Annotated in this window: 23 protein-coding genes; 9 read left to right on the plus strand and 14 right to left on the minus strand. The window is 73.1% G+C overall.

The window, feature by feature from the left end:
- Positions 1 to 145: 145 nt before the first annotated feature.
- Both D3P35_RS10405 and D3P35_RS10410 read left to right on the plus strand, forming a co-directional pair.
- Positions 146 to 1,051, plus strand: coding sequence for a carbohydrate ABC transporter permease (locus D3P35_RS10405; protein ID WP_118134665.1), 906 nt, complete (start codon positions 146 to 148; stop codon positions 1,049 to 1,051).
- On the plus strand, positions 1,048 to 1,878 hold the full coding sequence (locus D3P35_RS10410; RefSeq protein ID WP_118134666.1) for a carbohydrate ABC transporter permease: 831 nt from the start codon (positions 1,048 to 1,050) through the stop codon (positions 1,876 to 1,878). Before D3P35_RS10405 ends, D3P35_RS10410 begins: the two co-directional genes overlap by 4 nt.
- A gap of 25 nt (positions 1,879 to 1,903) precedes the next feature.
- Here D3P35_RS10410 and D3P35_RS10415 read toward each other — a convergent pair whose 3' ends face one another.
- Genes D3P35_RS10415 through D3P35_RS10430 form a run of 4 tightly spaced genes read right to left on the minus strand, consistent with a single transcriptional unit; the run spans position 1,904 to position 5,945 of the window.
- On the minus strand, positions 1,904 to 2,899 hold the full coding sequence (locus tag D3P35_RS10415) for a ketopantoate reductase family protein (protein ID WP_118134667.1): 996 nt from the start codon (positions 2,897 to 2,899) through the stop codon (positions 1,904 to 1,906).
- 60 nt (positions 2,900 to 2,959) lie between these two features.
- The gene (locus D3P35_RS10420; RefSeq protein WP_118134668.1) at positions 2,960 to 3,928 is read right to left on the minus strand and encodes a 2-hydroxyacid dehydrogenase; all 969 of its coding nucleotides are present in this window, start codon (positions 3,926 to 3,928) and stop codon (positions 2,960 to 2,962) included.
- Positions 3,929 to 3,967: 39 nt separating this feature from the next.
- A complete protein-coding gene (locus D3P35_RS10425) occupies positions 3,968 to 4,735 on the minus strand; it encodes an SDR family oxidoreductase (protein WP_118134669.1) in 768 nt (255 codons plus the stop codon).
- Between the two features lie 10 nt (positions 4,736 to 4,745).
- Positions 4,746 to 5,945 carry a mandelate racemase/muconate lactonizing enzyme family protein gene (locus D3P35_RS10430; protein WP_118134670.1) on the minus strand — a complete coding sequence of 400 codons (1,200 nt, stop codon included), beginning with the start codon at positions 5,943 to 5,945 and terminating at the stop codon, positions 4,746 to 4,748.
- Between the two features lie 230 nt (positions 5,946 to 6,175).
- Between D3P35_RS10430 and D3P35_RS10435 the strand changes: the two genes are divergently transcribed.
- From D3P35_RS10435 to D3P35_RS10460, 5 genes are all read left to right on the plus strand, one after another.
- On the plus strand, positions 6,176 to 6,943 hold the full coding sequence (locus D3P35_RS10435) for a GntR family transcriptional regulator (protein WP_198670555.1): 768 nt from the start codon (positions 6,176 to 6,178) through the stop codon (positions 6,941 to 6,943).
- 607 nt (positions 6,944 to 7,550) lie between these two features.
- A complete protein-coding gene (locus D3P35_RS10445) occupies positions 7,551 to 7,919 on the plus strand; it encodes a hypothetical protein (RefSeq protein WP_118134673.1) in 369 nt (122 codons plus the stop codon).
- Between the two features lie 75 nt (positions 7,920 to 7,994).
- Complete coding sequence (locus D3P35_RS10450; protein WP_118134674.1) at positions 7,995 to 8,450, plus strand: copper chaperone PCu(A)C; 456 nt, start codon at positions 7,995 to 7,997, stop codon at positions 8,448 to 8,450.
- The gene (locus D3P35_RS10455) at positions 8,450 to 9,034 is read left to right on the plus strand and encodes an SCO family protein (protein ID WP_118134675.1); all 585 of its coding nucleotides are present in this window, start codon (positions 8,450 to 8,452) and stop codon (positions 9,032 to 9,034) included. The genes D3P35_RS10450 and D3P35_RS10455 overlap by 1 nt, the downstream gene beginning before the upstream one ends.
- Before the next feature lie 186 nt (positions 9,035 to 9,220).
- Positions 9,221 to 10,153, plus strand: coding sequence for a glyoxylate/hydroxypyruvate reductase A (locus D3P35_RS10460; protein ID WP_118134676.1), 933 nt, complete (start codon positions 9,221 to 9,223; stop codon positions 10,151 to 10,153).
- A 7-nt stretch (positions 10,154 to 10,160) separates the two neighbouring features.
- Here the strand turns inward: D3P35_RS10460 and D3P35_RS10465 are convergent, their stop codons facing one another.
- The 5 genes from D3P35_RS10465 to D3P35_RS10485 all read right to left on the minus strand — a co-directional run bounded on the left by D3P35_RS10465 (position 10,161) and on the right by D3P35_RS10485 (position 14,674).
- Positions 10,161 to 10,931 carry an ABC transporter permease gene (locus D3P35_RS10465; protein WP_157982098.1) on the minus strand — a complete coding sequence of 257 codons (771 nt, stop codon included), beginning with the start codon at positions 10,929 to 10,931 and terminating at the stop codon, positions 10,161 to 10,163.
- On the minus strand, positions 10,924 to 11,724 hold the full coding sequence (locus D3P35_RS10470; RefSeq protein WP_118134678.1) for an ABC transporter permease: 801 nt from the start codon (positions 11,722 to 11,724) through the stop codon (positions 10,924 to 10,926). The genes D3P35_RS10465 and D3P35_RS10470 overlap by 8 nt, the downstream gene beginning before the upstream one ends.
- A 3-nt stretch (positions 11,725 to 11,727) precedes the next feature.
- A complete protein-coding gene (locus tag D3P35_RS10475) occupies positions 11,728 to 12,714 on the minus strand; it encodes an ABC transporter substrate-binding protein (RefSeq protein WP_118134679.1) in 987 nt (328 codons plus the stop codon).
- Positions 12,715 to 12,732: 18 nt separating this feature from the next.
- Entirely contained in the window at positions 12,733 to 13,509 is a 777-nt protein-coding gene (locus D3P35_RS10480; protein WP_157982099.1) for an ABC transporter ATP-binding protein, read from the minus strand.
- A 193-nt stretch (positions 13,510 to 13,702) separates the two neighbouring features.
- Positions 13,703 to 14,674, minus strand: a complete 972-nt coding sequence (locus D3P35_RS10485) for a LysR substrate-binding domain-containing protein (RefSeq protein WP_118134681.1) — start codon at positions 14,672 to 14,674, stop codon at positions 13,703 to 13,705.
- A gap of 105 nt (positions 14,675 to 14,779) precedes the next feature.
- Between D3P35_RS10485 and D3P35_RS10490 the strand changes: the two genes are divergently transcribed.
- Positions 14,780 to 16,240, plus strand: a complete 1,461-nt coding sequence (locus tag D3P35_RS10490; RefSeq protein ID WP_118134682.1) for a carboxylesterase/lipase family protein — start codon at positions 14,780 to 14,782, stop codon at positions 16,238 to 16,240.
- Positions 16,241 to 16,251: 11 nt separating this feature from the next.
- The gene (locus tag D3P35_RS10495) at positions 16,252 to 17,856 is read left to right on the plus strand and encodes an amidohydrolase (RefSeq protein WP_118134683.1); all 1,605 of its coding nucleotides are present in this window, start codon (positions 16,252 to 16,254) and stop codon (positions 17,854 to 17,856) included.
- Between the two features lie 414 nt (positions 17,857 to 18,270).
- Here the strand turns inward: D3P35_RS10495 and D3P35_RS10500 are convergent, their stop codons facing one another.
- The 5 genes from D3P35_RS10500 to D3P35_RS10520 all read right to left on the minus strand — a co-directional run bounded on the left by D3P35_RS10500 (position 18,271) and on the right by D3P35_RS10520 (position 25,126).
- On the minus strand, positions 18,271 to 19,044 hold the full coding sequence (locus D3P35_RS10500) for an aldolase/citrate lyase family protein (RefSeq protein ID WP_118134684.1): 774 nt from the start codon (positions 19,042 to 19,044) through the stop codon (positions 18,271 to 18,273).
- Positions 19,045 to 19,288: 244 nt separating this feature from the next.
- The gene (locus D3P35_RS10505; RefSeq protein WP_118134685.1) at positions 19,289 to 20,347 is read right to left on the minus strand and encodes a Gfo/Idh/MocA family protein; all 1,059 of its coding nucleotides are present in this window, start codon (positions 20,345 to 20,347) and stop codon (positions 19,289 to 19,291) included.
- A 618-nt stretch (positions 20,348 to 20,965) separates the two neighbouring features.
- Positions 20,966 to 21,400 (minus strand): type II 3-dehydroquinate dehydratase, encoded by a 435-nt coding sequence (gene aroQ / locus D3P35_RS10510; protein WP_118134686.1) that lies wholly within the window; start codon positions 21,398 to 21,400, stop codon positions 20,966 to 20,968.
- 709 nt (positions 21,401 to 22,109) lie between these two features.
- Complete coding sequence (locus D3P35_RS10515) at positions 22,110 to 22,985, minus strand: alpha/beta hydrolase (protein ID WP_118134687.1); 876 nt, start codon at positions 22,983 to 22,985, stop codon at positions 22,110 to 22,112.
- Complete coding sequence (locus D3P35_RS10520) at positions 22,985 to 25,126, minus strand: TonB-dependent siderophore receptor (protein WP_157982100.1); 2,142 nt, start codon at positions 25,124 to 25,126, stop codon at positions 22,985 to 22,987. Before D3P35_RS10520 ends, D3P35_RS10515 begins: the two co-directional genes overlap by 1 nt.
- Between the last annotated feature and the right edge of the window lie 104 nt (positions 25,127 to 25,230).

The following is a 25,230-nucleotide window of genomic DNA, read 5'->3' on the forward strand; positions in this document are numbered from 1 at the left end:
CCCGGCCGCTGCATCCCGAGGCCCCGCACACTGCACCGGGGCTCTCGCACTGCGCTGCCCCGGCCACCGAGCCGGGGCCTCGCCCCGCACGACGCTCCGGCCCTCGCGCCGGGGCCTCACCCCGCCGCCGCCCAGGAGCCGCGCGATGACCCAGACACCGGAGCATGACCGGTCCCACGACCGCCGCCGCATGGCGCTCTACGGCTGGATGCTGGCCTCGCCGGCGCTGATCCTGCTCACGGTCTTCGCCTTCCTGCCCGCCGGCCACGCGCTGTGGCAGAGCCTGTTCACCCGCGCCACCTCGCGCCGCCCCGCCCGCTTCGCCGGGCTCGACAATTACACGTACCTGTTCGACGACCCCACCTTCTGGAAGGTGGTGCACAACAACCTCGTCTATGCCGCCGTCACCATCCCCGCCTCCATCGCCATCGCGCTGGTGATGGCACTCTGGGCCAACCAGGCGCTGCGCGGCCGGGCCTTCCTGCGCACCGCCTTCTTCGTGCCCACCATGCTGCCGATGATCGCGGCGGCGAACCTGTGGCTGTTCTTCTACACCCCCGACATCGGGCTGATCGACCGCATCACCGGCCTGTTCGGCGCCGCCCCGGTGAACTGGCTCGGCCAGCCCGATACCGCGCTCTGGGCGGTGATCGCCGTGTCGGTGTGGAAGGAGGCGGGCTTCTTCATGGTCTTCTACCTCGCCGCCCTGCAGACCATCCCGCCCGACCTGCGCGAAGCCGCCACCATCGAGGGCGCCTCCCGCGCCACCTACCTGCGCCGGGTGCTGCTGCCGCTGCTGATGCCCACCACGCTGTTCATCCTGGTGAACGCGCTGATCAACTCGGTGAAGCTCATCGACCATCTGTTCATCCTCACCAAGGGCGGGCCGGACAACGCCTCAAAGCTGCTGCTCTACTGGATCTGGGAAACCGCCTTCTCCTATTTCGACCGCCCCGCCGCCGCCGCCCTCACCTGCCTCGTGCTGCTGGTGCTCGGTCTCCTTGCCGTGGCGCAGTTCCGCGGGCTCGACCGGAGGATCCACTACCGATGACCGCCCGCGCCCTCACGCCGCCCGCCCTCACCCTCACGCTCGACACCCTGGGCGCCTGGGTGCTCGCCCTGGTCTGGATCGCGCCGCTGGCCTTCGCCGCCTGGGCCGCCGTCCACTCCCCCACCGACGCGGTGGGCTTCCGCCTCGCCGCCCCGCTCACGCTGTCGAACTTCGCCACCGCCTGGGAGGGCACGCCCTGGCTGCGCTACTTCCTCAACAGCTTCGCGCTGGTGAGCACGGTGCTGGCCGGGCAGTTCCTGCTCTGCACGCTGGCGGGCTTTGCCTTCGCGCGCTTCGCCTTCCCGGGGCGCGAGCTGGTGTTCTACGCGGTGCTGCTGCAGCTCTTCATCCTGCCCGAGGTGCTGATCGTGGACAATTACGCCATCGCCTCGGCGCTGGGGCTGTTCGACACCATCCTCGGGATCGGGCTGCCCTACATGGCCTCGGCCTTCGGCATCTTCCTGATGCGCCAGGCCTTCCGCCAGGTGCCGGCGGAGCTGGAGGAGGCCGCCCGCATCGAGGGCTGCGGCTGGGCGGGCGTGCTCTGGCGGGTCTACATTCCGGCGGCGAAACCCACCTACCTCGCCTATGCCCTCGTCTCGGTGGCGACGCACTGGAACAATTTCCTCTGGCCGCTGGTGATCACCAACTCCGCCGAGACGCGCCCCCTCACCGTGGGCCTGTCGCTGTTCGCAGCGCCCGAGAGCGGGGTGAACATCGCGGTGATCTCGGCCGCCACGCTGATGACCGTGGCGCCGCTGGTGCTGGCCTTCGTGATCTTCCAGCGCCAGTTCATCCAGGCCTTCCTGCGCGCCGGCATCCGCTGAGCGGCCCCCGGCGCGGCCGGGCGCCTCAGGGCGTGAACAGCCCCGCGCTCTGCCCCAGCCGGCTCACGATGGCGGCGACCACGCGCAGGGTGGGGGCGGGCACGCCGGCGGCGCGGGCGAAGGCGAGGGGTGCCAGCACGATCTCGCCCACCTCCATCGGCCGGCCGGCCTCGTAATCCTGCAGGATGGAGGCGCGGTGCACCGGCAGGTTCGCCAGCACCGCCTGCGGGTCGACCAGCCCCTCGAGCGGGAAGCCCCAGGCCCGGGCCACGGCCATCCCCTCGCCCATCATGTCGAGGAAGACGGCCGAGAGCTCGGCGTCGCCCCGGGTCTCGGCGCTCACCGAGCGGGTGGCGAGGCCGAGGGCCGAGCTGCAGATGTTGAGCATCAGCTTGCGCCACATCACCTGGCGGATGTCCTGCGGTGTCTCCGAGCCGATGCCCGCCCCCTCCAGCGCCGCGCGCAGGGCGGCGTGGCGCGCGTCGCCCGGGCCCCCGGTGGCCGGGCCGATGGTGAGCGCGTTGCGCGCGGGCGTGGTGTTGACCACCACGCCCGGGCGGCTCACCTCGTTGCCCGAGTAGATCACCCCGCCCACCACCTGCTCCGGCGTCATCTGCGCCAGCAGGGCCGGGCCGCGGCGGAAGACCGCGAGATCGGGCAGCGCCGCCGGCGCGCCCTCGGGCGCGGGGCTCAGCGGATACCACCAGGGCATGCCGTTCTGCGGGAAGACCACCAGCGTCTGCGGCCCGATCAGCGGCGCGAGCGCCTCCGCCAGCCCGTCGAGCGCGGGGGCCTTCACGCCCACCACCAGCACGTCCTGAACGCCGAGCTCCGCCCCGCTCGCCGCGGCGCGGGGCCGGGCCTCGAGCACGGACTCGCCGGCCTCCAGCCGCAGCCCGTTCGCCAGGATCGCCTCGAGATGCGGGCCGCGGGCGATGACCGACACCTCGTGCCCGGCCCGCGCCAGCCGCACGGCGAAGTTTCCGCCGGTGGCCCCGGCGCCGAAGATGCAGATGCGCATGATGTCCCCCTCCTGTTGGCGGGGCCGATACTGCACCTGTGACGCGCCGGGCGAAACCCCTCAGCGCACCCGGTTTTCCAGCGCCTCCCCGGCCGCGAGGCGCTGCACGTTCGCCGCCATGGCGGCGGCGCGCCGCGCCACGGTGCCATGGGTCCAGCCCGACATGTGCGGGGTGAGCACCACGTTGTCGAGCGCGTGGAACGGCAGGGTGCCCGGGTGGGGCGTGGGGTCGTCCGGCGAGGGGTAGACATACCAGGTGTCGAGGATGGCCCCGGCGATGCGGCCCTCCAGCAGCGCCTCGTAGAGCGGCAGCTCGGAGATCACCGCGCCGCGGCCCACGTTCACGATCACCCCCTCCGGGCGCATGGCGGCGAGCGCCTCGGCCCCGACGAGGCCACGGGTGTTCTCCGCCAGCGGCAGGGTGTTCACGATGATGTCGGCAGCCCCCATGAAGGCTGGCAGGTCGGTGAGCGGCATGTAGGCCGAGACCGGCCCCTCCGCCGCAACCGGGCTGCGGTTTGCCACCACAACCTTCATGCCGAAGGCCGCGGCGCGCGCCGCCACCGCCTTGCCGATATGCCCGTAGCCCAGGATGCCGATGCTCTGGGCGCCGAGCTCGGTGCGCAGGCCGGAGGGGCCGCCCGCCCAGTATGTCCAGTCGCCCCGGCGCAGGCGCGCGTCGGCATCGGCCAGCGGCACGTGGCGGGCGAGCAGGGCAGCCATCACGTATTCGGCGATGGCGGCCTCGTGACCGAAGCAGTTGCACACCGGGGTGTCGGCCGGCAGGCAGGCGAAGTCGATCCCGTCATAGCCCGCGCCGGGCACGTGGAACAGCTTCAGCCCCTGCCCCACCGGCAGCCCCGCGCGCAGCCGCGCCCCGATGATGACATCGGCGGCGGAATAGGCGGCGCGCTGCGCCTCCGTCTCCAGCACGTCCGGCAGGTGGGTGATGTCGTGGCCCTCGCCCAGTTGGTCGCGGAAGCCGGGCAGGAAGGTGAGGGCGTTGTTGCCGTGAAAGACGATCTTCATGGGAGCTCCCGGAAAGTTTCTGGTTGGTCTTGCGGCGGCTCAGAGCACCACGCTCATGCCGCCGTCGACATAGAGGATCTGGCCGTTGACGTAGTCGGAGGCGGCGGAGGAGAGGAAGACGGCAGCGCCCACCAGCTCCTCCGGCCGCCCCCAGCGCCGTGCGGGCGTGCGGCCCTTCACCCAGCCGTCGAAGGCGGGGTCGGCGACCAGGGCCTCGTTCATGTCGGTGAGCATGTAGCCCGGGCCGATGGCATTGGCCTGCAGGCCCTTCTCGCCCCATTCCGCCGCCATGGCGCGGGTGAGCATCTTCACCCCGCCCTTGGCCACCGTGTAGGGCGCCACCGTGGCGCGGGCGAGCTCGGAGGTGAGCGAGCCGATGTTCACCAGCTTGCCGCGCCCGCGCGTCGCCATGCGCCGGGCGGCCTCGCGGCCGAGCAGGAAGGCGGAGGTGAGGTTGGTGTCGATCACCCGCCGCCAGTCCGCCGTCTCGAGCTCGAGCATCGGCTTGCGGAACTGGATGCCGGCGTTATTGACCAGGATGTCGATCTCGAGGCCCTCGGCGTCGAACCCCGCGAAGGCGGCGAGCACCGCGGCCTCGTCGGTCACGTCGAAGGCGGCGGTGAGCACGTCGAGGCCCTCGCCGCGCAGCTCCGCCGCCGCCGCCTCCAGCCGCTCCGGGTTCACCCCGTTGAGCACGAGGCGCGCGCCGGCGCGGCCCAGCCCCTCGGCGATGGCCCGCCCCAGCCCGCGCGAGGAGCCGGTGACGAGCGCGGTGCGGCCGGCGAGCGAAAACAGTTCGGTGGACATGTGAGGCTCCTCAGGGGGCAGAGACGCGGGAGGTGAGGTCGGCGCGCTCGAAGAAGGCGGGCAGCAGCTCCACCCCCAGCCCCGGGCCTTCCATCGGGTAGACATGGCCGCCCTCGATGCGCGGCATCGCGGTGACGAGCTCGTTGTACCAGCCGCGGTAGAAGGCGCGCACGCTCTCCTGGATCAGCGTGTTGGGCTGGCTGAACGAGGCGTGGATGCCGGCGATGAACCCCACCGGGCCGATGCAGTCATGCGGGGCGAAGGGGCGGTGATAGGTGTCGGCCAGCGCCGCGATCTTGCGCCCCTCGGTGAGCCCGCCTGTCCAGCACAGGTCGGCCATCACCACATGGGCCGCGTCGCGGTCGAGCATGTCCTTGTAGGGGTAGCGGGTGCCCAGCGTCTCGCTGGCGCAGGTCCACACGGGGGTGGAGCGGGCGAATTCCGCCAGCGCCTGGGGCGAGTTCATCCGGATCGGGTCCTCGAACCAGGTCGGGTCATACGGCTCCAGCGCCTTCGCGATGCGCTTGGCCACCGGCAGGTTCCACAGCGAGTGGAACTCCACCATGATCTCCATCCGGTCGCCCACCGCGCGGCGGATCTCCTCGAAGGGGCGCAGGGCGGTCTTCAGCTCCTCGTTGGAGATGAACTGGCCCTTGTTGGCAATGGCGGCGGGGTCGAACGGCCAGATCTTCATCGCGGTGATGCCGCTGTCGAGCAGGCTCTCGGCGAGCTCGGCCGGGCGGTTCATGAAACCGTCGAGATCCTCGTAGGGCCCGTCGGCCTCGCCGAGGTTCCAGGTGGAGACCGGCTTGATGTTGTTTGTGCGCACGTAGCGGGTGCCGGCGCAGGTGTTGTAGACGCGGATGCGCTCCCAGCACTGGCCGCCCAGCATCTGGTGCACCGGCTGGCCGCAGAGCTTGCCGAAGATGTCCCAGAGCGCGATGTCGATGGCCGAGGCGGCCCGGGTCTCGGCGCCGGTGGAGGCCTGGGCCATCGGCAGGTTCAGCATCTCGCGGTGCAGCGCCTCGATGTGCAGCGGGTTCTGGCCCAGCAGCCGGCCGGCCAGGGTGTCGTGGATATGCGCCTCCACGGCGCCGGCGCCGTAGAAGGTCTCGCCCAGCCCGGTGATGCCGGCGTCGGTCTCGACATGCACCCAGAGCACGTTGGCGAATTCCTCGACGCGGAAGGTGCGGATGGCGGTGATCTTCATCCCCGCCCTCCCGCCGCCGCGCGCTGCGCCCGAGTGTCGGTCATTCTCGTTTCCTCCCCGGGGCTTCCGCGCCCCCCCTGTCCTGCCAGCCCTGCTGGCCGCGTCTTGCCGGCTGCCTCGCCGCGCTGTCGCACGGCGCGTGACATTCCGTGATATATTACGATATGTTCATGACAGGCCCGGGCGATTCCCGCAAGGGGTCCGGTGCATGGGGCGCAACGGGGGAAACGATGGCACGGGCAGAGCGCGCAGCGGAGGGAGCGGGCGTCGAGGCGGGGCAGGACAGGGCTGCCGGCCCTGGCGCGCACCTGCCGCAGGCCGAGCTCGCCTACCGGCGCATCGAGGCGGCCATCGTCACCTGCGCCCTGCCGCCGGGCAGCTTCCAGCGCATCCAGGACCTCGCGGCCCTGGCCGGCACGGGGCGCACCCCGGTACACCAGGCGGTGAACCGGCTCGCGGCCGACACGCTGCTCGAGGTGCAGCCGCGCCAGGGGCTGCTCGTCGCCCCGGTGGAGCTGGGCCGGGCACGGGTGCTGCTCGACCTGCGCCGCGAGGTGGAGCGCTTCGCCATCACCCTCGCGGCCAGCCGCGCCGACGAGGGCCAGCGCAGCCGCATGCGCCACCTCGCCGCTGCCCTGCGCGCGGCGGGCGCGGGCCTCGACCTCGCCGCCTTCAACGCCTTCGACAGCCGCATCGACGCGCTGGTGCTGGAAGCCTGCGGCGAGCCCTTCCTCGGCCACACGCTGCGGCCGCTGCACGCGATCTTCCGGCGGGTGGGCTGGATCTGGCACGGGCTCGCGGCAGGGAGCGGCGAAGCGCCGGGGGCCGGGGCCTCGGTCATCCCCCATCTCGCGGTGCTCGACGCGCTGGCCGAAGGCCGTGGCGAGGAGGCGGCCACCGCCTCCGACGCGCTGGTTTCCCTCGTGGGCGATATGCTCGACCAGCTCTCGCGAAACGCTCCGCCCCGGTTGCTCGACAGCCGTCTCGAGAGCTACTGACCCGGAGCCATGCGAGGCAGGGAGGCCTCCCGCCCCTCCGGCGGACAGCCGCGCTGCGCGCGGAAGCCGCCTCCGCGTTGGGCCGGGCCGGCCCGCTGCGCGGCCCGGTGCCGCCTCGCTCGCCCCTTCCGCCCGGGCGACCAGCCCGGGCCGCGCCCGACCCTCCCCCCGGGAGGGCGCGATGGCGATGCCACCAGCCGCTCAGCCTCCGTCCGGGGCTTCCAGATAAAGCGCTCACCACGGGCGTGGTGGCGCCCACCCAGGGTCGGGCGCGGCCCATGCCTGGCGGCGGCCGTCGGAGACGCGGTGTGAAGAGGGTGGACCTGGGGTTTGCGTGCCGGGTCGGCGTCAGGGCTCCGGGCTCCGGGCTCCGGGCTCCGGGCTCCGGGCTCCGGGCTCCGGGCTCCGGGCTCCGGGCTCCGGGCTCCGGGCTCCGGGCTCCGGGCTCCGGGCTCCGAAACGTTACCGCCCCGGCGGAGGGCCGCAAGGCCCCTTGCCAGGCCCGCCGAGCTGCGGGGCACGCCGCCCCCCTCGGCTCGGCGGGCGTTCCTCCGCAGCCTCCGAATGTCGCAGCGCCCCGGCACGGTTTCGCGGCTAGACTGCCGCCATGACACACCGCCCCGCCAGCGCCGGCTCGCTCCGGCTCGCCATCCTCGCCGTCGCGCTCTACGCGATCGCGGTGCATGCGCTGCTGGCCGGCTTCGTGCAGGGCGCCATGGCCGCCGGCCTGCCCGACACGCTCTGCCTCGTCGGGGGCGCGAACCCCGACCCCATCCCCACCGGGCGCCACGATTGCTGCGACACGCTCTGCAAGTCGCTCTGCGCCGGTGGCGCCGCCGCCCTGCCGCCGCCATCGGCCGAGGCGCGGCGGGCGGGCCCCGCCGTGGCCCTCCGCGCGCCGACACCGGCCCGCCAGGATGGCGCCGCCTTCGGGCCCGGCCTGCCCCGGCCCCGCGGCCCGCCCGCCGCGGCCTGACCCCACCGCTCAGCAAACGCCCCGCCCGGCCCGCCACGCCGCACCGGGCCCCCGCACGCATGACGGAGACCCCGCATGACCCGCCTCGCCTTCGCCCTCGCCGCGGCCCTCTGCGCCGCCTCGCCGGCCCTCGCCCAGACCGCCGTCACCGCCTCCGGCGGCTGGACGCGCGCCACCCCGCCGGGCGCCACCACCGCCGGCGGCTTCCTCACCCTCACCAACAGCGGCGAGACCGACGACCGGCTCGTGGGCGCCCGCACCCCGGACGCCACCCGTGTCGAGATCCACAGCATGGAAATGTCCGACGGCGTGATGCGCATGCGCCCGCTGGAAGACGGCCTGCCCCTGCCCGCCGGCGCCACCACCGAGCTCGCCCCCGGCGGCAACCACATCATGATGATGGACCTCGCCGCCCCGGTGATCGTCGGCGCGCCGGTGCCGCTCACCCTCATGCTGGAGAGCGGCGCCGAGATCGCGGTCGAGCTGCAGGTGGTGCCCCCCGGCGCCCCGAAACCGGCGGAGGCGCAGTAATGCCGCGCGCCCGCATCGCCATCGCGGCGCTCACCTTGGTGCTGGCGGCCATCGCCGGCACCCTGCTCTGGATCACCTTCCGCGGCGAAGACACCTCCGCCACGGTGGGCGGCCCCTTCACCCTCGTCGACGAGACCGGCCGCACGGTCACGCAGGCCGATTTCGAGGGCAGCCCCACGGTGATCTTCTTCGGCTTCACCTTCTGCCCGGATGTCTGCCCGACAACGCTCTACGAGCTCACCCTGCAGATGCAGGACCTCGGCCCGGACGCCGACAAGGCCGACTGGCTCTTCGTCACCGTCGACCCCGAGCGCGACACGCCGGAGGCCCTGCGCCAGTACACCTCGGCCTTCGACAGCCGCATCATCGGCCTCTCCGGCACCGAGGAGCAGGTCGCCGCGATGGCGAAGCAGTATTTCGCCTATTACAAGCGCGTGCCGATGGAGGGCGGGGACTACACCATGGAGCACACCGCCACCGTGTTCCTGATGGATTCCGGCAACGAGCTCTTCGGCACCATCGGCTACGGCGAGGACGCGGGCATGGCCCTCTCCAAGCTCCGCCGCCTGCTGCGCGACGGCTGAGGACAGGGCCCGTTTCGCGGCCGCGGGGGTGGGCCGCGAGACGCCCGGGCCCCCGCATTGCCCTCACCGGGGCGGGAGCGGCCGCGAAACGGGCCCGATCGCCGCTGGACGGCGGCCGCCCCGGCGCGCAAGACTGCGCCGAACCGAAAGGACCTCCCGCATGCCCCTCAGCCCTGCACCCCGCGCATGAGCGTCGTCGTCCACTCCCCCGACGCGGCCGAGACCGCGGAATGGCGCGCCCGCCTCGCCGCCCTCCTGCCCGAGTACACGGTGGAGCCGATGCTGGAGGCCCGCCGGCCGGAAGCGGTGCGCTACGCGGTGGTCTGGCAGCCGGGCAACGGGCAGCTCGCCCGCTTTCCCGGCCTGCGCGCCATCGTCTCGCTCGGCGCGGGGATCGACCACGTGCTCGCCGACACCGCCCTGCCCGCCGGCGTGCCGATCATCCGCACCGTGGGGCGCGACCTCACCCAGCGCATGCGCGAATACGTCGCCCTGCACGTGCTGCGCCACCACCGCGAGATGCCGGCGCTTGCCGCAGCCCAGGCGGCGGGCCGCTGGGAGCAGATCGTCCCGCCCCCGGCCACCGCCCGGCGCGTGGGCGTGATGGGGCTGGGAAACCTCGGGGCCGAGGCGGCGCGCAGCCTCGCCGCGCTCGGGTTCGACACCGCCGGCTGGGCGCGCAGCCCGCGCGAGATCGAGGGCGTGCGCTGCTTCGCCGGGGCGGAGGGCCTCTCCCCCTTCCTCGCGCGCACGGAGATCCTCGTCTGCCTGCTGCCGCTCACGCCCGAGACACGCGACATCCTGAACGCGGAGCTCTTCGCCCGGCTGCCGCGCGGCGCGAGCCTCGTGAACGCCGGGCGCGGCGCGCACCTCGTGGAGGACGACCTGCTCGCCGCCCTCGCCTCGGGCCAGCTCTCGCATGCCACGCTCGACGTGTTCCGCCAGGAGCCGCTGCCGCCCGGGCACCCGTTCTGGGCCCACCCGGGCGTCACCGTCACCCCGCACATCGCCTCGATGATCGACCCCGAGACCGGGGGCCGCATCGTCGCCGCCAACATCCGCGCCTTTGAGCGCGACGGCACGGTGCCCGACCTCGCGGATGCGGCGCGGGGCTACTGAGCCCGGCTCAGCCCCGCGCCTGGTTGGCCGAGAAGCGCTGCACCAGCGGGCGCAGGAACAGCCAGTCGGTCACGGCATAGATCAGCACGATCACCACGCAGCAGGCGAACACCATCGTGGCATCGGCCACGGTCTGCGCCCGCACCAGCTGGTAGCCGATGCCCGAGGAGGCGCCGAACAGCTCGGAGACCAGCGCGATCTTCCAGCAGATGCCGTAGGCCACCCGCAGCCCGGTCACCACGAAGGGGGCCACCAGCGGCAGGGTGAGCAGCCGGAACCGCCGCCACCGCCCCCGGGTGAGCGAATGGCCCAGCTCGTCCATCTCCGGGTCGATCTGGCGGAAGCCCGCGAGCGCGTTGATCAGGCAGAAAGGCAGCACGATGGCCACCTGCACGAACATCACCGTGGGCGTGGAGATCTGGAACCAGATCACCCCGAGAATGGCCCAGCCCACCGAGGGGAAGGCGTTGAGGAAGGTGAGCACCCGGCGCTCGACGATCTCCTCCGCCGCCGGGCAGGCGCGCACCAGGCTCGCGAGCCCCAGCGCCAGCACCATGCCGATCAGCACCGAGGCCGCGACGCGCAGCAGCGAGATGCCCGCATCGGCCATCAGCCCGGGGTCGTAGAGAAAGCGCGCCGTGGCGGCGAGCACGGCGCCCGGCCCCGGCAGCACGTATTCGGGCTGGCCCCGCGCCACCCACCACCAGGCCGCGAGGATCAGCGCCACGCCGCCCAGGGCCACCGCGCGCTGCACGGGTTTCGATGCGGTGTCAGCCACGGGCATACCTCCGGTCAAGCCGGCGCTGCACCGGGCGGAACACGAGCTGCTCGCACAGCACCACGAAGAGCAGGATGAAGGCGATGATGGCGAAGATCGTCTCGGTGTCGAACTCCTGCCGGGCGATGTTGAGCACGTAGCCCACCCCGGCGTTGCCGCCGAAGAGCTCGGCGGTGAGCACCACCTTCCAGGACACGCCGAAGGAGGTGCGCAGCGCCGCGAAGGCATAGGGGATCAGCAGCGGCGCCACGAGATGCGTCATCCGCCGCAGCCGCGCGCGGGTGAGGCTGAGGCCCAGCTCCATCAGCTCGCCGTCGAGCTCCTGCAGCCCGGTGCGCAGGTTGATGGCGGTGAAGGGGATCAGGATCATCGTCACGGCAAAGATCACCGTCACGTCGTTGAGCCCGAACCACAGCAGCGCGAGGAACAGCCAGCCGATGCCCGAGAAGGCGTTGAGGAACGGCGTCAGCACCCCGTCGACCAGCATGCGCGTGGCCGGCACGTAGGCCGAGGCGAGGGCGAGCCCCGCCCCCGCCACGAAGGCGATGGCGATGGAGATGCCGATGTGCATCAGCGACACCAGCAGCTGCACCGCCAGCGCGGGGTCGGCGAGGAAGCCCAGCATGCGCAGGGCCACCGCCTCCGGCCCCGGCACCTGGTAGGGCGGCACCACGAGGGAATAGCCCCACCAGGCCAGCAGCGCGGCCAGCGTGAAGAGATGCGCCGCGGCGCGGCCGGACAGGCGCCGCGCCGGGGCAGGCCCCGGCACGACCGAAGGAGCGGGAACGGCCATGCCTCAGTTGCCCCCGATGTCCTTCCAGAGGGTGTCCTCGATCGGCGGATGGCTGTCGAGCAGGCCTAGGGTCACGGCCTCGTCCCAGAGCATGGTGATGGCCTTCCTGTCGTTGTCGGACATCTCCACCGGGTATTCCATGAACCGCTCGAACCAGGTGGCGAAGAAATCGGGCTCGATGCCGTATTCCGCGCCCACGGCGGTGAACACCTCGTCCGGGTGGGCGAGCGCGTAGTCGCGCGAGGCGGCGAGCACGCGGAGGAACTCGTGGTATTTCTCCGGCTCCGCGTCGAGCTTGCCCTCGTAGCCGGCCAGCACGGCGGAGACCATCTGCAGCCCGGTGAGGTCCTGCAGCTCCTTCGAGGTCTCGACCAGCGGCACGAAATCGCCGCTCTTCATCGCCTGGTAGGCCTGGGCGTGGATGAGCGTGGCCGCGTCCACCTTGCCGGTGGCGAGGGCGGCGGGCATGGCGGGCGCCGGGGTCTCGACGAAGCTGAGGTCGCCGCCCTGCAGCGACACGTCGAGCCCGTGCACCTTGTTGAGCGCGATGCGCACCAGTGTGATGCCGGCCGAGCCGAGGGAGTAGACCGCGAGGGTCTTGCCCTTCAGCTCCTCCACCGAGGTGATGTCGCTGTCCTTCTTCACCCAGATGGCCGAGCCCTCGCCCTCCCTGTTGGTGCGCAGGCCGGCGGCGATCATCCGCAGCTCCAGCCCCTTGGAGAGCGCGCGCGGGATGGCCATGGCGGCGGTGGTCACCACGTCGTAGCTGCGCGCCGAGGTGGCCTGGATCAGCGCCGGGATCTCCAGCGGCGTGGCCTCCACGTCGATGGTCTCCGAGCTCACCTTGCCGTTCTTCAGCGCCCAGAGGATGGCCTCCTGCGAGGGGTCGGAGAGATAGGCGAAGGTCACGGTCTCCTTCGCGGCAGCAGCGGAAGCGGCGAGGCCCAGGGCGAGGCCGGTGGCCAGGCCGAGCAGGCGGAATGTCTTCATTTTCGGGATCCCTGTTGGTCAGTTGCAGGTTGCGGCCAGGGCCTTTTCGGCCTCTTCGGGCGCGTCGGGGGCGCCCTCCAGCCGCTCGAACACCTCGATGAGATGGGCGCGGAGCTGCTGGAGCGCGGGGTCGGCCTCGGTGTCGCGGGGGCGCGGCGCGCGCACCTCCACCACCTCCGAGACCGTGGTGGGCTTGCGGGAGAACACCACGATGCGGTCGGCGAGGTAGAGCGCCTCGTCGATGTCATGGGTGACGAAGAGCACCGTCTTGCCGGTTTCCTGCCACAGCTCGACGATCTGCCGGCGCAGGCGGGCGCGGGTGGTGTGGTCGAGCGCGGAGAAGGGCTCGTCCATCAGGATGATGCGCGGGTCGAGCGCGAGGGCCCGGGCGATGGACACGCGCTGCCGCTCGCCGCCCGAGAGCATCACCGGCATCTTGTGGCCGTCGGCGCCGAGCCCGACATGGGCCAGCTCGCGCTCCGCCCGCGCCAGGCGCTCGGCCTTCGGCACCGCGGGCTTGCGCATCTCGATGCCGAAGCCCGCGTTCTCCAGCGTGGTCTTCCACGGCAGCAGGCGGGGGGACTGGAAGACGAAGGCGGTCTGGTCCCAGGCATCGCGGGGCGAGGCCCCGCCCACGCTGATGGCGCCGGCCTGGATCGGCAGCAGGTCGCCGATCAGCCGCAGCGCGGTGGACTTGCCGCAGCCCGAGGGGCCGAGCAGGCAGACGAACTCGCCCTCGCCCACGTCGAAACTCACATCGCGGTAGATCTCGGAGCCGCCGAGCACCAGTCGCACGCCGGAAAAAGAAATCGCCTTGGCTGTCACCCGCACACCCCCTGCCGTCCTGTTTTATGGAACTGTCACCGAACGATGCCCAGCGAACGGGCAGGGGTCAACCGAGGCGCCGGGGGGTTTGCCCGCCCGCGCGGCACCCCCGAATTTGCTGCATTGCGCAAAGGGGCGAATCGGCAGATACTTCAAGGTTCAATCAATCTTCGCCAGAGACTCGATCTTCGCCGGTGAGACCGAAGCGCTGCTCGTAGCCGCGGCGCAGGTCGGTTATGCCGCCGGTCTCGGCGAAATGGTCGATCACCAGGGTGAGGAAGCGCCGCGCCGCCGCGGTGAGCGTGCGCCCCGACGGGTAGACCGCGAAGAGGATGGCGGGCGGCGGCTCCCACTCCGGCAGCAGCTGCACCAGCCGGCCGCGGGCCAGGTCCTCCTCCACCCGGTTGAGCGGCAGCGAGGCCACCCCCACCCCCATGCGCGCCGCCGCCTGCAGCGCGGTGAGCTGCATGGTGCTGAGCGCGGGCGTGAAGCGATGCGTGTAGCTGCGCCGCCCGGAGGTGAGCTTCCAGGCCCAGGCCGAGGCCTTCGGCCCGAAGCCCACGCAGGGCAGGCCGCGCAGGGCAGCGGGCTCGTCGGGCGCGCGGCGGCCGCGCAGCAGGTCGGGATGTGCCGCCAGAACAAAGGGGTTCTCGAACAGCCGCCGGCCCACGAAGTCGACATCCGGCAAGGGCTCGAAGGCGAAATGCAGCACCAGGTCGGCCGAGACGCTGCGCGGGTCCATCAGCCCGGTGGAGGCCTCGAGGTGGATCTGCACCTTCGGCTCGCTGCGCACGAACTCGGCGGCGAGATACTCCACCACCGTCTCGCCGAAGGAGGGCGGGTAGATCACGTGCAGGAAGCCCGAGGGGGTCTCGCGCCGGCGGTCCGCGAGGTCGAGCACCCGGTCCGCCTCCTCCACCAGCCGGCAGCAATGGGCGTGGCACTCGCGGCCGAAATTGGTGAGCAGCAGCCCCTGCGCCGCGCGGTGGAACAGCGGCGAGCCGAGCTGCGCCTCCAGCGCCGCGATGCGCCGCGCCAGCGTGCTCTTGGGGATGCGCAGGCTGCGCGAGGCCGCCGAGATGGAGCCGAAATCCACCACCTGCTTGAACAGGTACATGTCGTCCAGACCGTGCATGGGCCGTCCCGTTTATGGTACTCCGGTTTCCCGATCTCGGGCCGGGAACCGGCATCGCACATTGCTAACATCGCTTCCAGAACGAATTTCGGCGAGGGATGTGCAATGAGCGGTGCTGTTTTCGAGACGAGTCTGGGCCGGGTGGCCGGCGTGGCGGCCGGGGGCGTGGTGCATGTGCCGCGACTGCGCTACGCCCTGCCCCCCACCGGCGCGCGGCGCTTCGCCCTGCCCGAGCCTGTCACGGCCCGGGAGGACATCTCCGGCGCGCGCACGCCCGGGCCGGTGCCGCTGCAGCTCCCCTCGCGCCTTGCCAAGGTGATGGGCAGCTACCCCGCGGCGCCCGACGAGGACTGCCTGCATCTCGACATCTGGGTGCCCGAGGGGGCCTCCGGCGCGCCGGTCTTCGTGTTCCTGCACGGCGGCGCCTACATGACCGGGGGCGGCAGCCTTCCCTGCTACGAGGGCGCGGCACTCGCCGCGCGCACCGGCATGGTGGTGGTGAACGTGAGCTACCGGCTGGGGGTGATGGGCTTCCTGCCGCTGCCCGGCCTCGCCCCCGCCAACCTCGGCCTGCATGACCAGGTGGCCGCCCTGCGCTTCATCCGCCGCGAGATCGGCGCCTTCGGGGGGAATGCCGCCAACATCACCCTCGCCGGCCAGTCCGCCGGGGGGTTCTCCATCGCCGCACTGCTCTCGATGGGCGAAGCCGCGGCGCGGCCGCTCTTCGACCGGGCGGTGCTGCTCTCCGCCCCCATGGGCATGTCGCTGCAGGGCCCGGAGGCGCGCGAGGCCCCGGCCGCCGCCTTCCTCGACGCGCTCGGCCTCGCGCCCGGTGACCGCGCGGGGCTGGAGGCGGTGAGCGCCGAGGCGCTGATGGCCGCCCAGGGCGCGGTGCTGCGCGCCCGCTCCGCCGCGGCCGACGATGTCACCCCGCCCTTCATGCCGGTGATCGACGGCACGCTCATCACCCGCGACCCGGTGGCGGCACTGCTCGGGGGCGCCGCCGCCTGGTGCCCGGTGATCGCCGGCACCACGCGCGAGGAGCATGCCGCCTTCTACTACGGCGACGCAGCGGTGGCGGCCGCCGCCCCCGAGCTGCTCGCACGCCGCCTCGAGGAGGCCTGGCCGGGCGATGCGGGCGCGCTGGCGCGGCTGCGCGCCCGCCGGCCCGGGGCCGATGCGCTCGCCCTGCTCATCGACGTCACCTCCGAGCTGCGCTTCCAGCGCGGCACGCGGGCGTTTCTCGAGGCGCAGGTGGCGGCGGGCGGGGCGGCCTGGGCCTACAGTTTCGACTGGCAGTCCCCCGACCCCGGCATCGCCGCCTGCCATTGCATCGAGCTGCCGTTCCTCTTCGCCAATACCGACACCTGGGCCGAAGCGCCGATGTTGCGCGGGGCGGAGCGCGCCGGGCTCGACGGGCTCGCCACGGCCTTCGGCGATGCCCTCGCCGGCTTCGCCCGCACCGGCACCCCGCAGGACGGCACGCCGCTTGCCTGGCCCGGCTACGGCCCGGGCGGCGCGGTGATGCATTTCGACCGTTTCACCTCCTGCTCCGCTGCCGCGTGAGGGCTCCCGCCATGACCAGTCTCATCCTGATGAACGGCCGCATCTCCACACTCTGCGGGCCGGATTGCACCGCCATCGCCATCGCGGGCGACACGGTGCGCGCCCTCGGGGCGGATGCCGACATCCTCGCCCTCGCCGGGCCGGGCACCGAGGTGATCGACCTCGGAGGCCGCCGGGTGGTGCCCGGGCTGATCGACAGCCACGTGCACATGCACCGGCTGGCGCTGAACCGCGAGCTGGTGCCGCTCATCGACGCGCGCTCGGTGGCCGAGGTGCAGGCCGCCATCGCCGCGGCGGCGGCCGGGCTTCCGGCAGGCGAATGGGTGGTGGCGAGCTCGGGCTGGCACGAGTCGCTGCTCGCCGAGGGCCGGTTGCCCACTGCGGCCGAGCTTGACGCCGCGGCGCCCGACCACCCCGTCGCCATCCCCCGCGGCGGCCACGTGATGACGGCGAATTCCCGCGCCCTTGCCCTCGCCGGCATCGGCCCCAGCAGCGTGCCGCCGCCCGGCGGGGTGATCGTCACCGATGCCGCGGGCGCCCCCACCGGCGTGCTGCTCGAGGCCGCCACCCATGCCCTGCGCCGGGTGATGCCGCCGCCGCCCGACCGCGACACCCAGCTCAGGCTGCTGCGCGCCACCGCGGCCGAGCTTGCGGGCTACGGCATCGTCGCGGTGCTCGAGCCCGGGCTCGACGCCGCGCGCATCGCCCTCTACGAGGCGCTGGAGGCCGAGGGCAGCCTCGATTTGCGCGTCGACCTGATGTGGTGGACCAACAACCTCGCCGATGCCGAGGCCGGCCTGCCGGCGATGGCCAGGCCCGACGGCCCGCGCCTGCGCTACACCGGGCTGAAGTTCATGCTCGACGGCGGCATCGAGGGCGCGCGGCTCTCCGCCCCCTACCAGCTGGTGCCCGGCGAGCAGACCGACCCCGGGTACCGCGGCCTCTGGCTGCTGCCCCCGGGCGGCGAGGCGGAGTTCGCCGAGTGCCTCATCCGCGCCGCGCAGGCGGGCCAGCAGGTGCAGTGCCACGCCTGCGGCGACGAGGCGATCGACCTCGTGCTGCGCGGCTACGCGGCGGCCGACGCGGTGACGCCGATCGCGCCGCTGAACTGGGCGGTGATGCATGTGCAGCTCCCCACCCGCGCGGCGCTCGCGCGGATGAAGGCGCTCGGTGTGCATGCCACGATCCAGAACCACGCGGTGCTGCTGGGCGCCAACATGGTGCGCTGGTGGGGCGCGGAGCGGGCGGCGTATTGCTCGCCCAACCGCACCATGGCCGACCTCGGCCTGTCGCTCGCGGGGGGCACCGACGCGCCGGTGGTGCCGGTGAACCCGTTCCTCGCGCTCTGGCATTTCGTCACCCGCCGCACGCTCGACGGCCGCACCCTCGGCCCCGGCGAGGCGCTCACCCTCGCGGAAGCGCTGGAGAGCTACACGCTGGGCAACGCCCGGCTGATGGGCCAGGCGGAGAGCCGCGGCAGCCTCGCGCCGGGCAAGCGCGCCGATCTCGCGGTGCTCTCGCAGGATATCTTCCCGATCGACCCCGAGGCCCTGCCCGGCACCCGCTCCCTCCTCACCCTGCACGACGGAAGGCCGATCCACCGCGACGGCATCTGACCCCGCCCGGCGGGCCGGCGCGCCACCGCCGCGCGGCACGCGCGGCCCGGCCCAAACCGCAGGAGACGCGCCCCGCGAGGGGCGGGTCGACGCAGGGCGGGAGGGCCCCCTCTCAGCCCCGGCGAAAGCGGAGCCCTCCCGTGTGCCGCCCACCTGCCGGTGACCGGCCCTTTGGGCCGGGCCGGATGCTGCGCATCCGGCGGGTGCAGCGCGAAGGTCCGGCCCGGCAGTCCCGCGCCTCCGTGACGGCGGGCGGACGCGCTCGGCCCGGCGAGCAGGGCGCCGTGGGCCGGGAGAGCGCCGGCGCCGGGCCGGGGGTGGCGCGGCTCCGACCTGGGCCGGACAACTTCCGGCACGGGGCTCGAGGCAGGTGCGGATGCCGCCTGTCCGGCAGGCGCGGCAGTCGATCGCGCCTCAGCCGAGGCGCTCGCGCCATTCGGCCGCGCGGGCGCGGGCGCCGCGCTGCAGGAGCGCGAGGTCGAGGTCGACGGCCACGAAGCGCGCACCGGCCTCCAGCGCCTCGGCGGCAAAGCCCTGGTCGAGGGTGAGCAGGCCCGGCGGCAGGCCGGCGGCGGCGATGCGGCGGATGGCGTCGAGCACCGCGGCCTTCACCTCCGGGTGGCCGGTCTCGCCCGGGTGGCCGAGGCTGGCGGCGAGGTCGGCGGGGCCGACGAAGACGCCGTCCACCCCCTCGACCGCGGCAATGGCCTCGATCTCGGCCAGGGCGGCGGCGGTCTCGACCTGCAGCAGCAGGCAGATTTCCTCGCCCGCCCGCCGGTGATAGCCCTCGATGGTGCCGTAGCCGCTGGCCCGGGTCATGCCGGCGACGCCGCGGATGCCCGCCGGCGGGTAGCGCACCGCGTCCACCGCGGCGCGGGCTTGCGCCGCGTCCTGGATGTAGGGCACGAGCAGGGTCTGCGCGCCGCAGTCGAGCATCTTCTTGATCTCCACCGCGTCGAGCGCGCCGGGCCGCACCACGGCCGAGACCGGCGCCGGCGCCACGGCGCGCAGCAGCGGCAGGGTGCCGAGCGCGTCCATCGGCGAGTGTTCGGTGTCGAACATCATCCAGTCGTAGCCGGTGGCGCTGAGCATTTCGGCCACCATCGGGTCGGGGATGGTGCACCACAGGCCAAGCTGCGTGCGGCCGGCTTTCAGCGCGGCCTTGAAGGCATTCTTCGGCAGGTCCATCGGGGGGTCCTCGTTTCCTGACTCGGGTCTCGCGCCGGAGGCGCGGTTTCTGACAGCGCCGGAGGCGCGGTTTCTGGCAGCGCCGGAGGCGCGGTATCTGGCGGCGCCGGAGGCGCGGCTTGCTGCTGTGCCTCCGGCGCGGGCGGGGGCGTCCCGGAGACCGGCTGGCGGCTGCGCCACGAAGCGCGGAGCCCCCCGGGGGTGCCACGCGCGGCCCGGTGCGGGGGACGCGGGCGGGCGGCTTTCAGGGCACGGCCTCTGCGAGACAGGCCGCGGGCGAGACGATGCCGCCGCTCGCCGCCGCGCGCTTCACCGCCTCGACCACGGCCAGCGTGGCGAGCCCCTCGCGGCCGGAGACCAGCGGCGGCTCCTCGCCGCGGACCACCCTGGTGAACTGTTCGACCTGGCGCAGCAGCGGCTCGCCGGTCTCCGGCGCCGGGCTCATGCGGGCGGAAACGGGGGCCCACCAGTCGCGCCGGCCCTCGTCGTGCCAGAGCCGGTTGAGCGGCATCTCGAGGCTGCCTTGCGTGCCGCCGATGAAGTAGCAGGGCGCGTCGGTGCGCGGGTAGGCGGGGTTTTCGCCGGTGGTCATCTCCCAGGACCAGGGCGCGGGGATGGTGTCGGAGATGTTGATCGTTCCCAGCGCCCCGGAGGCGAAGCGCAGCAGGATGACGGCGCTCTCCTCCACCGCGTTGCCGCGGATGGCGGCGCTCTCCATCGCCTGCACCGCCTCCACCTCCCCCAGCAGGTGGCGCAGGAGGTCGATGTCGTGCGAGAGGTTGATGTAGACCGGCCCCGCCCCGGGCGCGCGGCGCCAGGCGGTGTCGAAATAATGGTCGGGCTTGCAGATCCAGTACATCACATGGGCCGAGACCGGGCGGCCGATATCGCCCGCCTCGATCCGCGCCTTCGCCGCGGCGGTGAGCGGGTTGTGCCGGCGGTGATGGCCGGTGAGGAGCGGCACGCCGGCCGCCTCCGCCGCCTCCACCAGCCGGCGCGCGCCGGCAAGGTCGCTCGCGAGCGGCTTTTCCACCAGCACCGGGATGCCGGCGGCGATGCAGGCGAGCCCGCCCTCGACATGCGCGGCATTGGGGGTGGCGAGGATGATGCCGCCGGGCCGCGGCCCCCGGGCGAGCAGCGCGTCGAGCGTCTCGAGATGCGGCACGCCGAGCGATGCGGCCAGCGCTCCGGCTTCCAGCGCGGGGTCGACGATCGCGGCGAGGCGCGCGCCTTGCGCGCTCGCAACGGCGGCGGCATGGCGCCGCCCGATGAGCCCGGCGCCAACGATGGCGATATCCGTCATTCTGTCCTCTCCTCCCCTTCCCTTCCCCTTGCGGCCGATTTCACGGCTCTCCGGGCGGCATTGCCCCGACGGCGCATGCTGCAGCAACGCCGCGTCGCGGGTGCTTGCTGCAAACGGCACCATGCCGAGGGCACACGGCAGGCAGACGCCCTGCCACGCGCGCATGGCTCCCACGGTGGCATGCCGCAGGCGCCTTGTAAAACAGGGTCTTCCCCCGGGCGCGTCTCCCGAAGCCGCACGACGCCGCCGGGTGATCGCTGCAAGGCTCCTGGACGGCGCCTGTTTCCGCGGCGCCCGCCGCGGGTGCACTTCGCGTCAACGGCCACCGCAGGTGAGCCTCCTGTCGATGCGCCTCCTGTCGATGCGCCCCCGGCTCGCGTCGCTTGCCGGGGCACATCGCCGGTGCTCCCGTGCCCGGCTGCCATCTCCGCTGCGCCGCGGCCTCGCGCGCGTCGGAGGCGCGTTCGCCGGGAGCAGGCACCGGAGCCCCACAGCCGCGGTGCGATGCGCTCCGCCCGCTGCCCCGGGCCGCGTGCCGCCGGGGGTCCGCATTGCCGGTGGCCCCCCGGGCGGCACCGCCGCCGGCAGCGTCTCGCAGCACTGCGCCATGCCCCGGCCTCACCCCAGGAGCGAGCAGACCCGCCGCACCGCCGCCTCGTAGCCCTCGATGCCGAGGCCGGCGATCACCCCGTCGGCGCGCAGGCTCACGTAGGAGTGGTGGCGGAAGGCCTCGCGCTTGTGGACGTTGGAGATGTGCACCTCGAAGACCGGCCCCTCGAAGGCGTTGAGCGCGTCGAGGATGGCGACCGAGGTGTGGGTGTAGGCGGCGGGGTTGATGACGATGGCACAGGCGGCGTGGCGGGCCTCGTGGATCCAGTCGATGATCTCGCCCTCGTGGTTGGACTGCAGCAGGCGGATGTCGAAGCCGTCCGCGCAGGCCGCCCGGCAGTTCTCCTCGACCGTGGCCAGGGTGGCATGGCCGTAGATCTCCGGCTGGCGCTGGCCCAGCAGGTTCAGGTTGGGGCCGTTGAGGACATAGATGGTCTTGGTCACGTGCGCTCTCGCTGTGCTGGGGGGAGACGGGACACGGATCGCCGGCGCGGCGCCGGGGCACCTGCCTGCCACGGCAGGGGCCGGCCCTGCGGCTTTCCTTCCTCCCCCGGGGATTGTTCCGCGGGAGGATGGCGCGGATCGCCGGCCCGGGCAAGGGCGAAGGGAGGCGACGGGCGGCGTGCCCCCGGGCGCCGCTCCGCCCGGGGCGAACCCCCCCCCGCTCGGCGCGGGCGCCGGATGCGCAGCATCCGGCCCGGCCCAAAGGGCCGGTCACCGGCAGGTGGGCGGCACACGGGAGGGCTCCGCTTCCGCCGGGGCCGGGAGGGAGCCCTCCCCCCCTGCGTCGACCCGCCCCTCGCGGGGCGCGCCTCCTGCGGTTTGGGCCGGGCCGCGCGTGCCGCGCGGCGGTGGCGACAAGCACGTGCCGCGCGCGCAGAGGCTTGGCCGGGATGGCGGGGCGCCCTGGCGGCAATTTGCGGGAGGGGATGGGAGCGCGCGCCGGAGCTGCGCCGCGCTTGCGGACAAAGACATGCGCTCAGGGCAGCCAGGGGGCCAGCCGGATGCAGCGCGCGCGCGGCGACCCGGGCTGCCCGCCGGCACCTCCGCCGCGCCGGAGGGCCCGAGCCGCCGGGCCGGCCGATATCGTGACCAGCCGGCGGCCAGCCGGGGGCGAAGCCCGGAGGCCGGGGCCGGCGGCGGCCCGCACGCCTCAGTCGCCGGGGGGGCCGGCGAGCAGGCGCAGGGCCCGGGCGATCATCGGGGCCACGACGGAACCGTGGCCGGCCGCCTCGAACAGGTGGAACGCCGCGTCGATGCCCGGACGGGCCGCGAGGGCGGCCGCCGCCTCGCGGGCCCGTGGCACCATGTGGCGGGCGCGCAGCCGGGCGAGGCGGGCCGGGTCCGGCGCCGGGCCGGAGCGGGCGAGCGCCACTCCCGCCTCCTCCTCGTCGCCCACGCTCACCAGCACGCGCACCGGCCCCGGCCCCGGGGCGGCGAGCCCCGCGATACCGGCCGAGACCGCGCCCGGGTCGACCCAGACCGAGGGGCTGCTGGCCACGACATGGCTGAAGAGCCCCGGCCGGTCCGCCAGGGCGCGCAGGGCGAAGTAGCCGCCGAAGGAATGGCCCAGCAACATGCGCCGGCGCGCGTCGAGGGGCGCGCGGGCGGCGATGCGGGGCAGCACCTCGTGCTCGAGGAAGGTGAGGGTCGCGGCCCGGCCGGCGGCGGGCGGCGCTTCCGGCCCGGTGAGATCCGTCTCGCGGCGCGCCATGTCCTGCCAGTCCGGCGTGGGATAGCCGAGGGCGGCGACGAGCACCTTCGCCACCCCGCTCTCCGCCGCCCCGCCAGATTGCAGCAGCGCCGCCTCGCGCAGCGTGCCGAAGGTGAAGGCCGCGTCGAGCGCCAGCACCAGCGCGTAGCCCTGCGGCGGCGGCGGCCCGGGCGGGCGGGCGAGGAAGAGGCGCATCGGCCCGCCGGGGCCGGCGAGCGGCAGCACCTCGCTGCCGGGCAGCTCCGCCGGCCCGCCCCCGGCCGCACCAGTCTCGGGGGGCGCCGCGGCGCCCCCGGTGTCGGGTCCCTGCCGCATCAGAACCGGGTGGTGAGGGTGAGGCTCGCGTTGCGCGGCGCCCCGTAGAAGTTGAACACCGAGGTGGAGCCGACGCGGGAATAGTACTTCTTGTCGAACACGTTGTTCACGTTGAGCTGCAGGGCGACGTTCTCCGTCAGCTCGTAGGAGGCCATCAGGTCGACCACGCCGTAGCCCGGCGCCTCGATCCCGCGGGAGGAGAAGCTCGACATCGCCGTCACGCCCGCGCCCAGCGAGAGGTCCTTGAACGTGCCTTCGGAGAAGGAATACTTCGTCCACACCCGCAGCATGTTCTCCGGCGTGTAGGTGGAGAAGTCCTGGCCCTCGCTCTCGCCGTTGAGATACTCGGTGTCGGTCCAGGTGTAGCCGCCGAACACCTGCCAGCCGGGCAGGATCTCGCCGGAGGCCTCGAGCTCGATGCCGCGGGCGCGCACCTTGCCCTGGGCCACGTAGTCCCCCGTCACCGGGTCGGCGATGGCGCGGTTCGTGTCCTCGAGGTTGAAGAAGGCGATGGAGGCGTTCAGCCCGTTGGAGAAGGCGAACTTGGCGCCCACCTCGGCCTGCCAGCCCTCGCGCGGGTCGAGCAGGGCGCCGCTCGCGTCGAGCTCGGTCTGCGGCTGGAAGATCTCGGTGTAGCTGGTGTAGAGCGTCGCCCATTCGGTGATGTCGTAGGTCGCGCCCAGGTAGGGGGTGAAATGGCCGTTGATGTCCTCGTCGTCGGAGCGCGTGCCGGTGAGATTGTCGGTCACGTGCGAATCGTACCAGGTGAGGCGGCCGCCGCCGATCAGGGTGAAATCGGTGAAGGGCGACAGGCGGAGCTGGCTGTAGATGCCGTACTGGCTCGAGGTGCTGTCGTCGTCCGAGGACCAGCTCACGTCCGGGGCAGAGACGCCGGAGACATCCCAGTCATACAGGTTGTAGGTGCCGGCGATGGTGCCGCGCGCCTGTTTGGTGGTGCTGTCGACGTTCTGGTAGTCGGCGCCGATGATGAAGTTGCCGCGCATGCCCGCCACGCTGTAGGGCAGGCTGGTGTAGACATCGAGGGCGAGCGACTGCTCCCGGTAGTCCCGCGCGAGCCAGGACAGGCCGTTCACGTTGCCGTCCGCGTCGGCGGCGGAGCCGGCATAGGCGTAGAGGAAGTCCACGTCGCGGTCCGAGAAGCGGCCCGAGGCCTTCACGAAGCCGCCGCCGTCGAACCGGTGCTCGAACTCGGCGAGGTAGTCGGTCACCGAGTTGTCGAAATCGTTCCAGTCCGCCGCGGTGGTGGTGTCGGTGTCGAGGTCGAGCAGGTTGCCGTCCGCGTCGGTGGGCAGGCCGTTGAAGGGCGAGATGTCGCGCTCCATGTGGCTCAGGCTCAGGGTGAGGGTGGTGGCCGGCGTGAAGTCGTAGGCCACGGTGCCGTAGCCCTGCGTGACCCCGTTCTCCTCCTTGTCGACGAACCCGTCGCCGTTCTCGTAGGCGAACACGCCGCGGGCGCGCAGGGTGCCGCTGTCGTTCAGCGCACCGGTGATGTCGGCCTCGCCGCGGCCCCGGCCGAAGGTGTTGCCGGTGGCGCTCACGTAGCCGCCGAAATCGGCGCTGGCCTGCTTGAGGCGCATGTTCACCGAGCCCGCCGGCTCGCCCCGCCCGGCGAACAGGCCCGAGGGGCCCTTCAGGATCTCGATATGATCGACGATCGAGAGGTCCGGCTGAGTGCCGTAGATGGAAGAGAGCGGCGCCGGCAGCCCGTTGAGGTAGAGGTAGTCGAACTCGAACCCGCGCGAGAAGATCGACGAGCGGCCGTTGTCATTGTCCAGCACCAGGATGCCCGGCGTGTCGCGCAGCGCGGTGTCGAGCGAGGTGTACTGGCCGTCCTCGATGCGCTGGCGGGTGACCACGGTGGTGGACTGCGGGATCTCGCGCGGCTCCAGCGCCTCCTTCTCGCCCACCGAGATCAGGCCGCTGGCGTAGCTGCCGGTGCCCTCGGTCTCGTAGCTGGGGCTGTTGACCACGATGCCCTCGAGCGCGATGGGCGCCTCCTCCTGCTGCGCCGGGGCCTCCGCGGTCTGGGCGGCGAGCGGGGCGGCGGCCAGGGTGGAGGAGGCCAGGAGCGCCGCGCGCAGCGGCAGGGACAGGCATCGGGCGGCGGGTCGGGAGGTCATCGGCATTCCTTGCAGGAGCAGTAGTTGATTCATTTTGTAGGTTTTCGTACCCTCTGCACCGTCTCCCCGCCAGCCGCGGACCTTTGCCGGATCGCCGAATGCCT

The sequence above is a fragment of the Oceanicella sp. SM1341 genome (assembly GCF_003448965.1).
Classification (GTDB): domain Bacteria; phylum Pseudomonadota; class Alphaproteobacteria; order Rhodobacterales; family Rhodobacteraceae; genus Paroceanicella.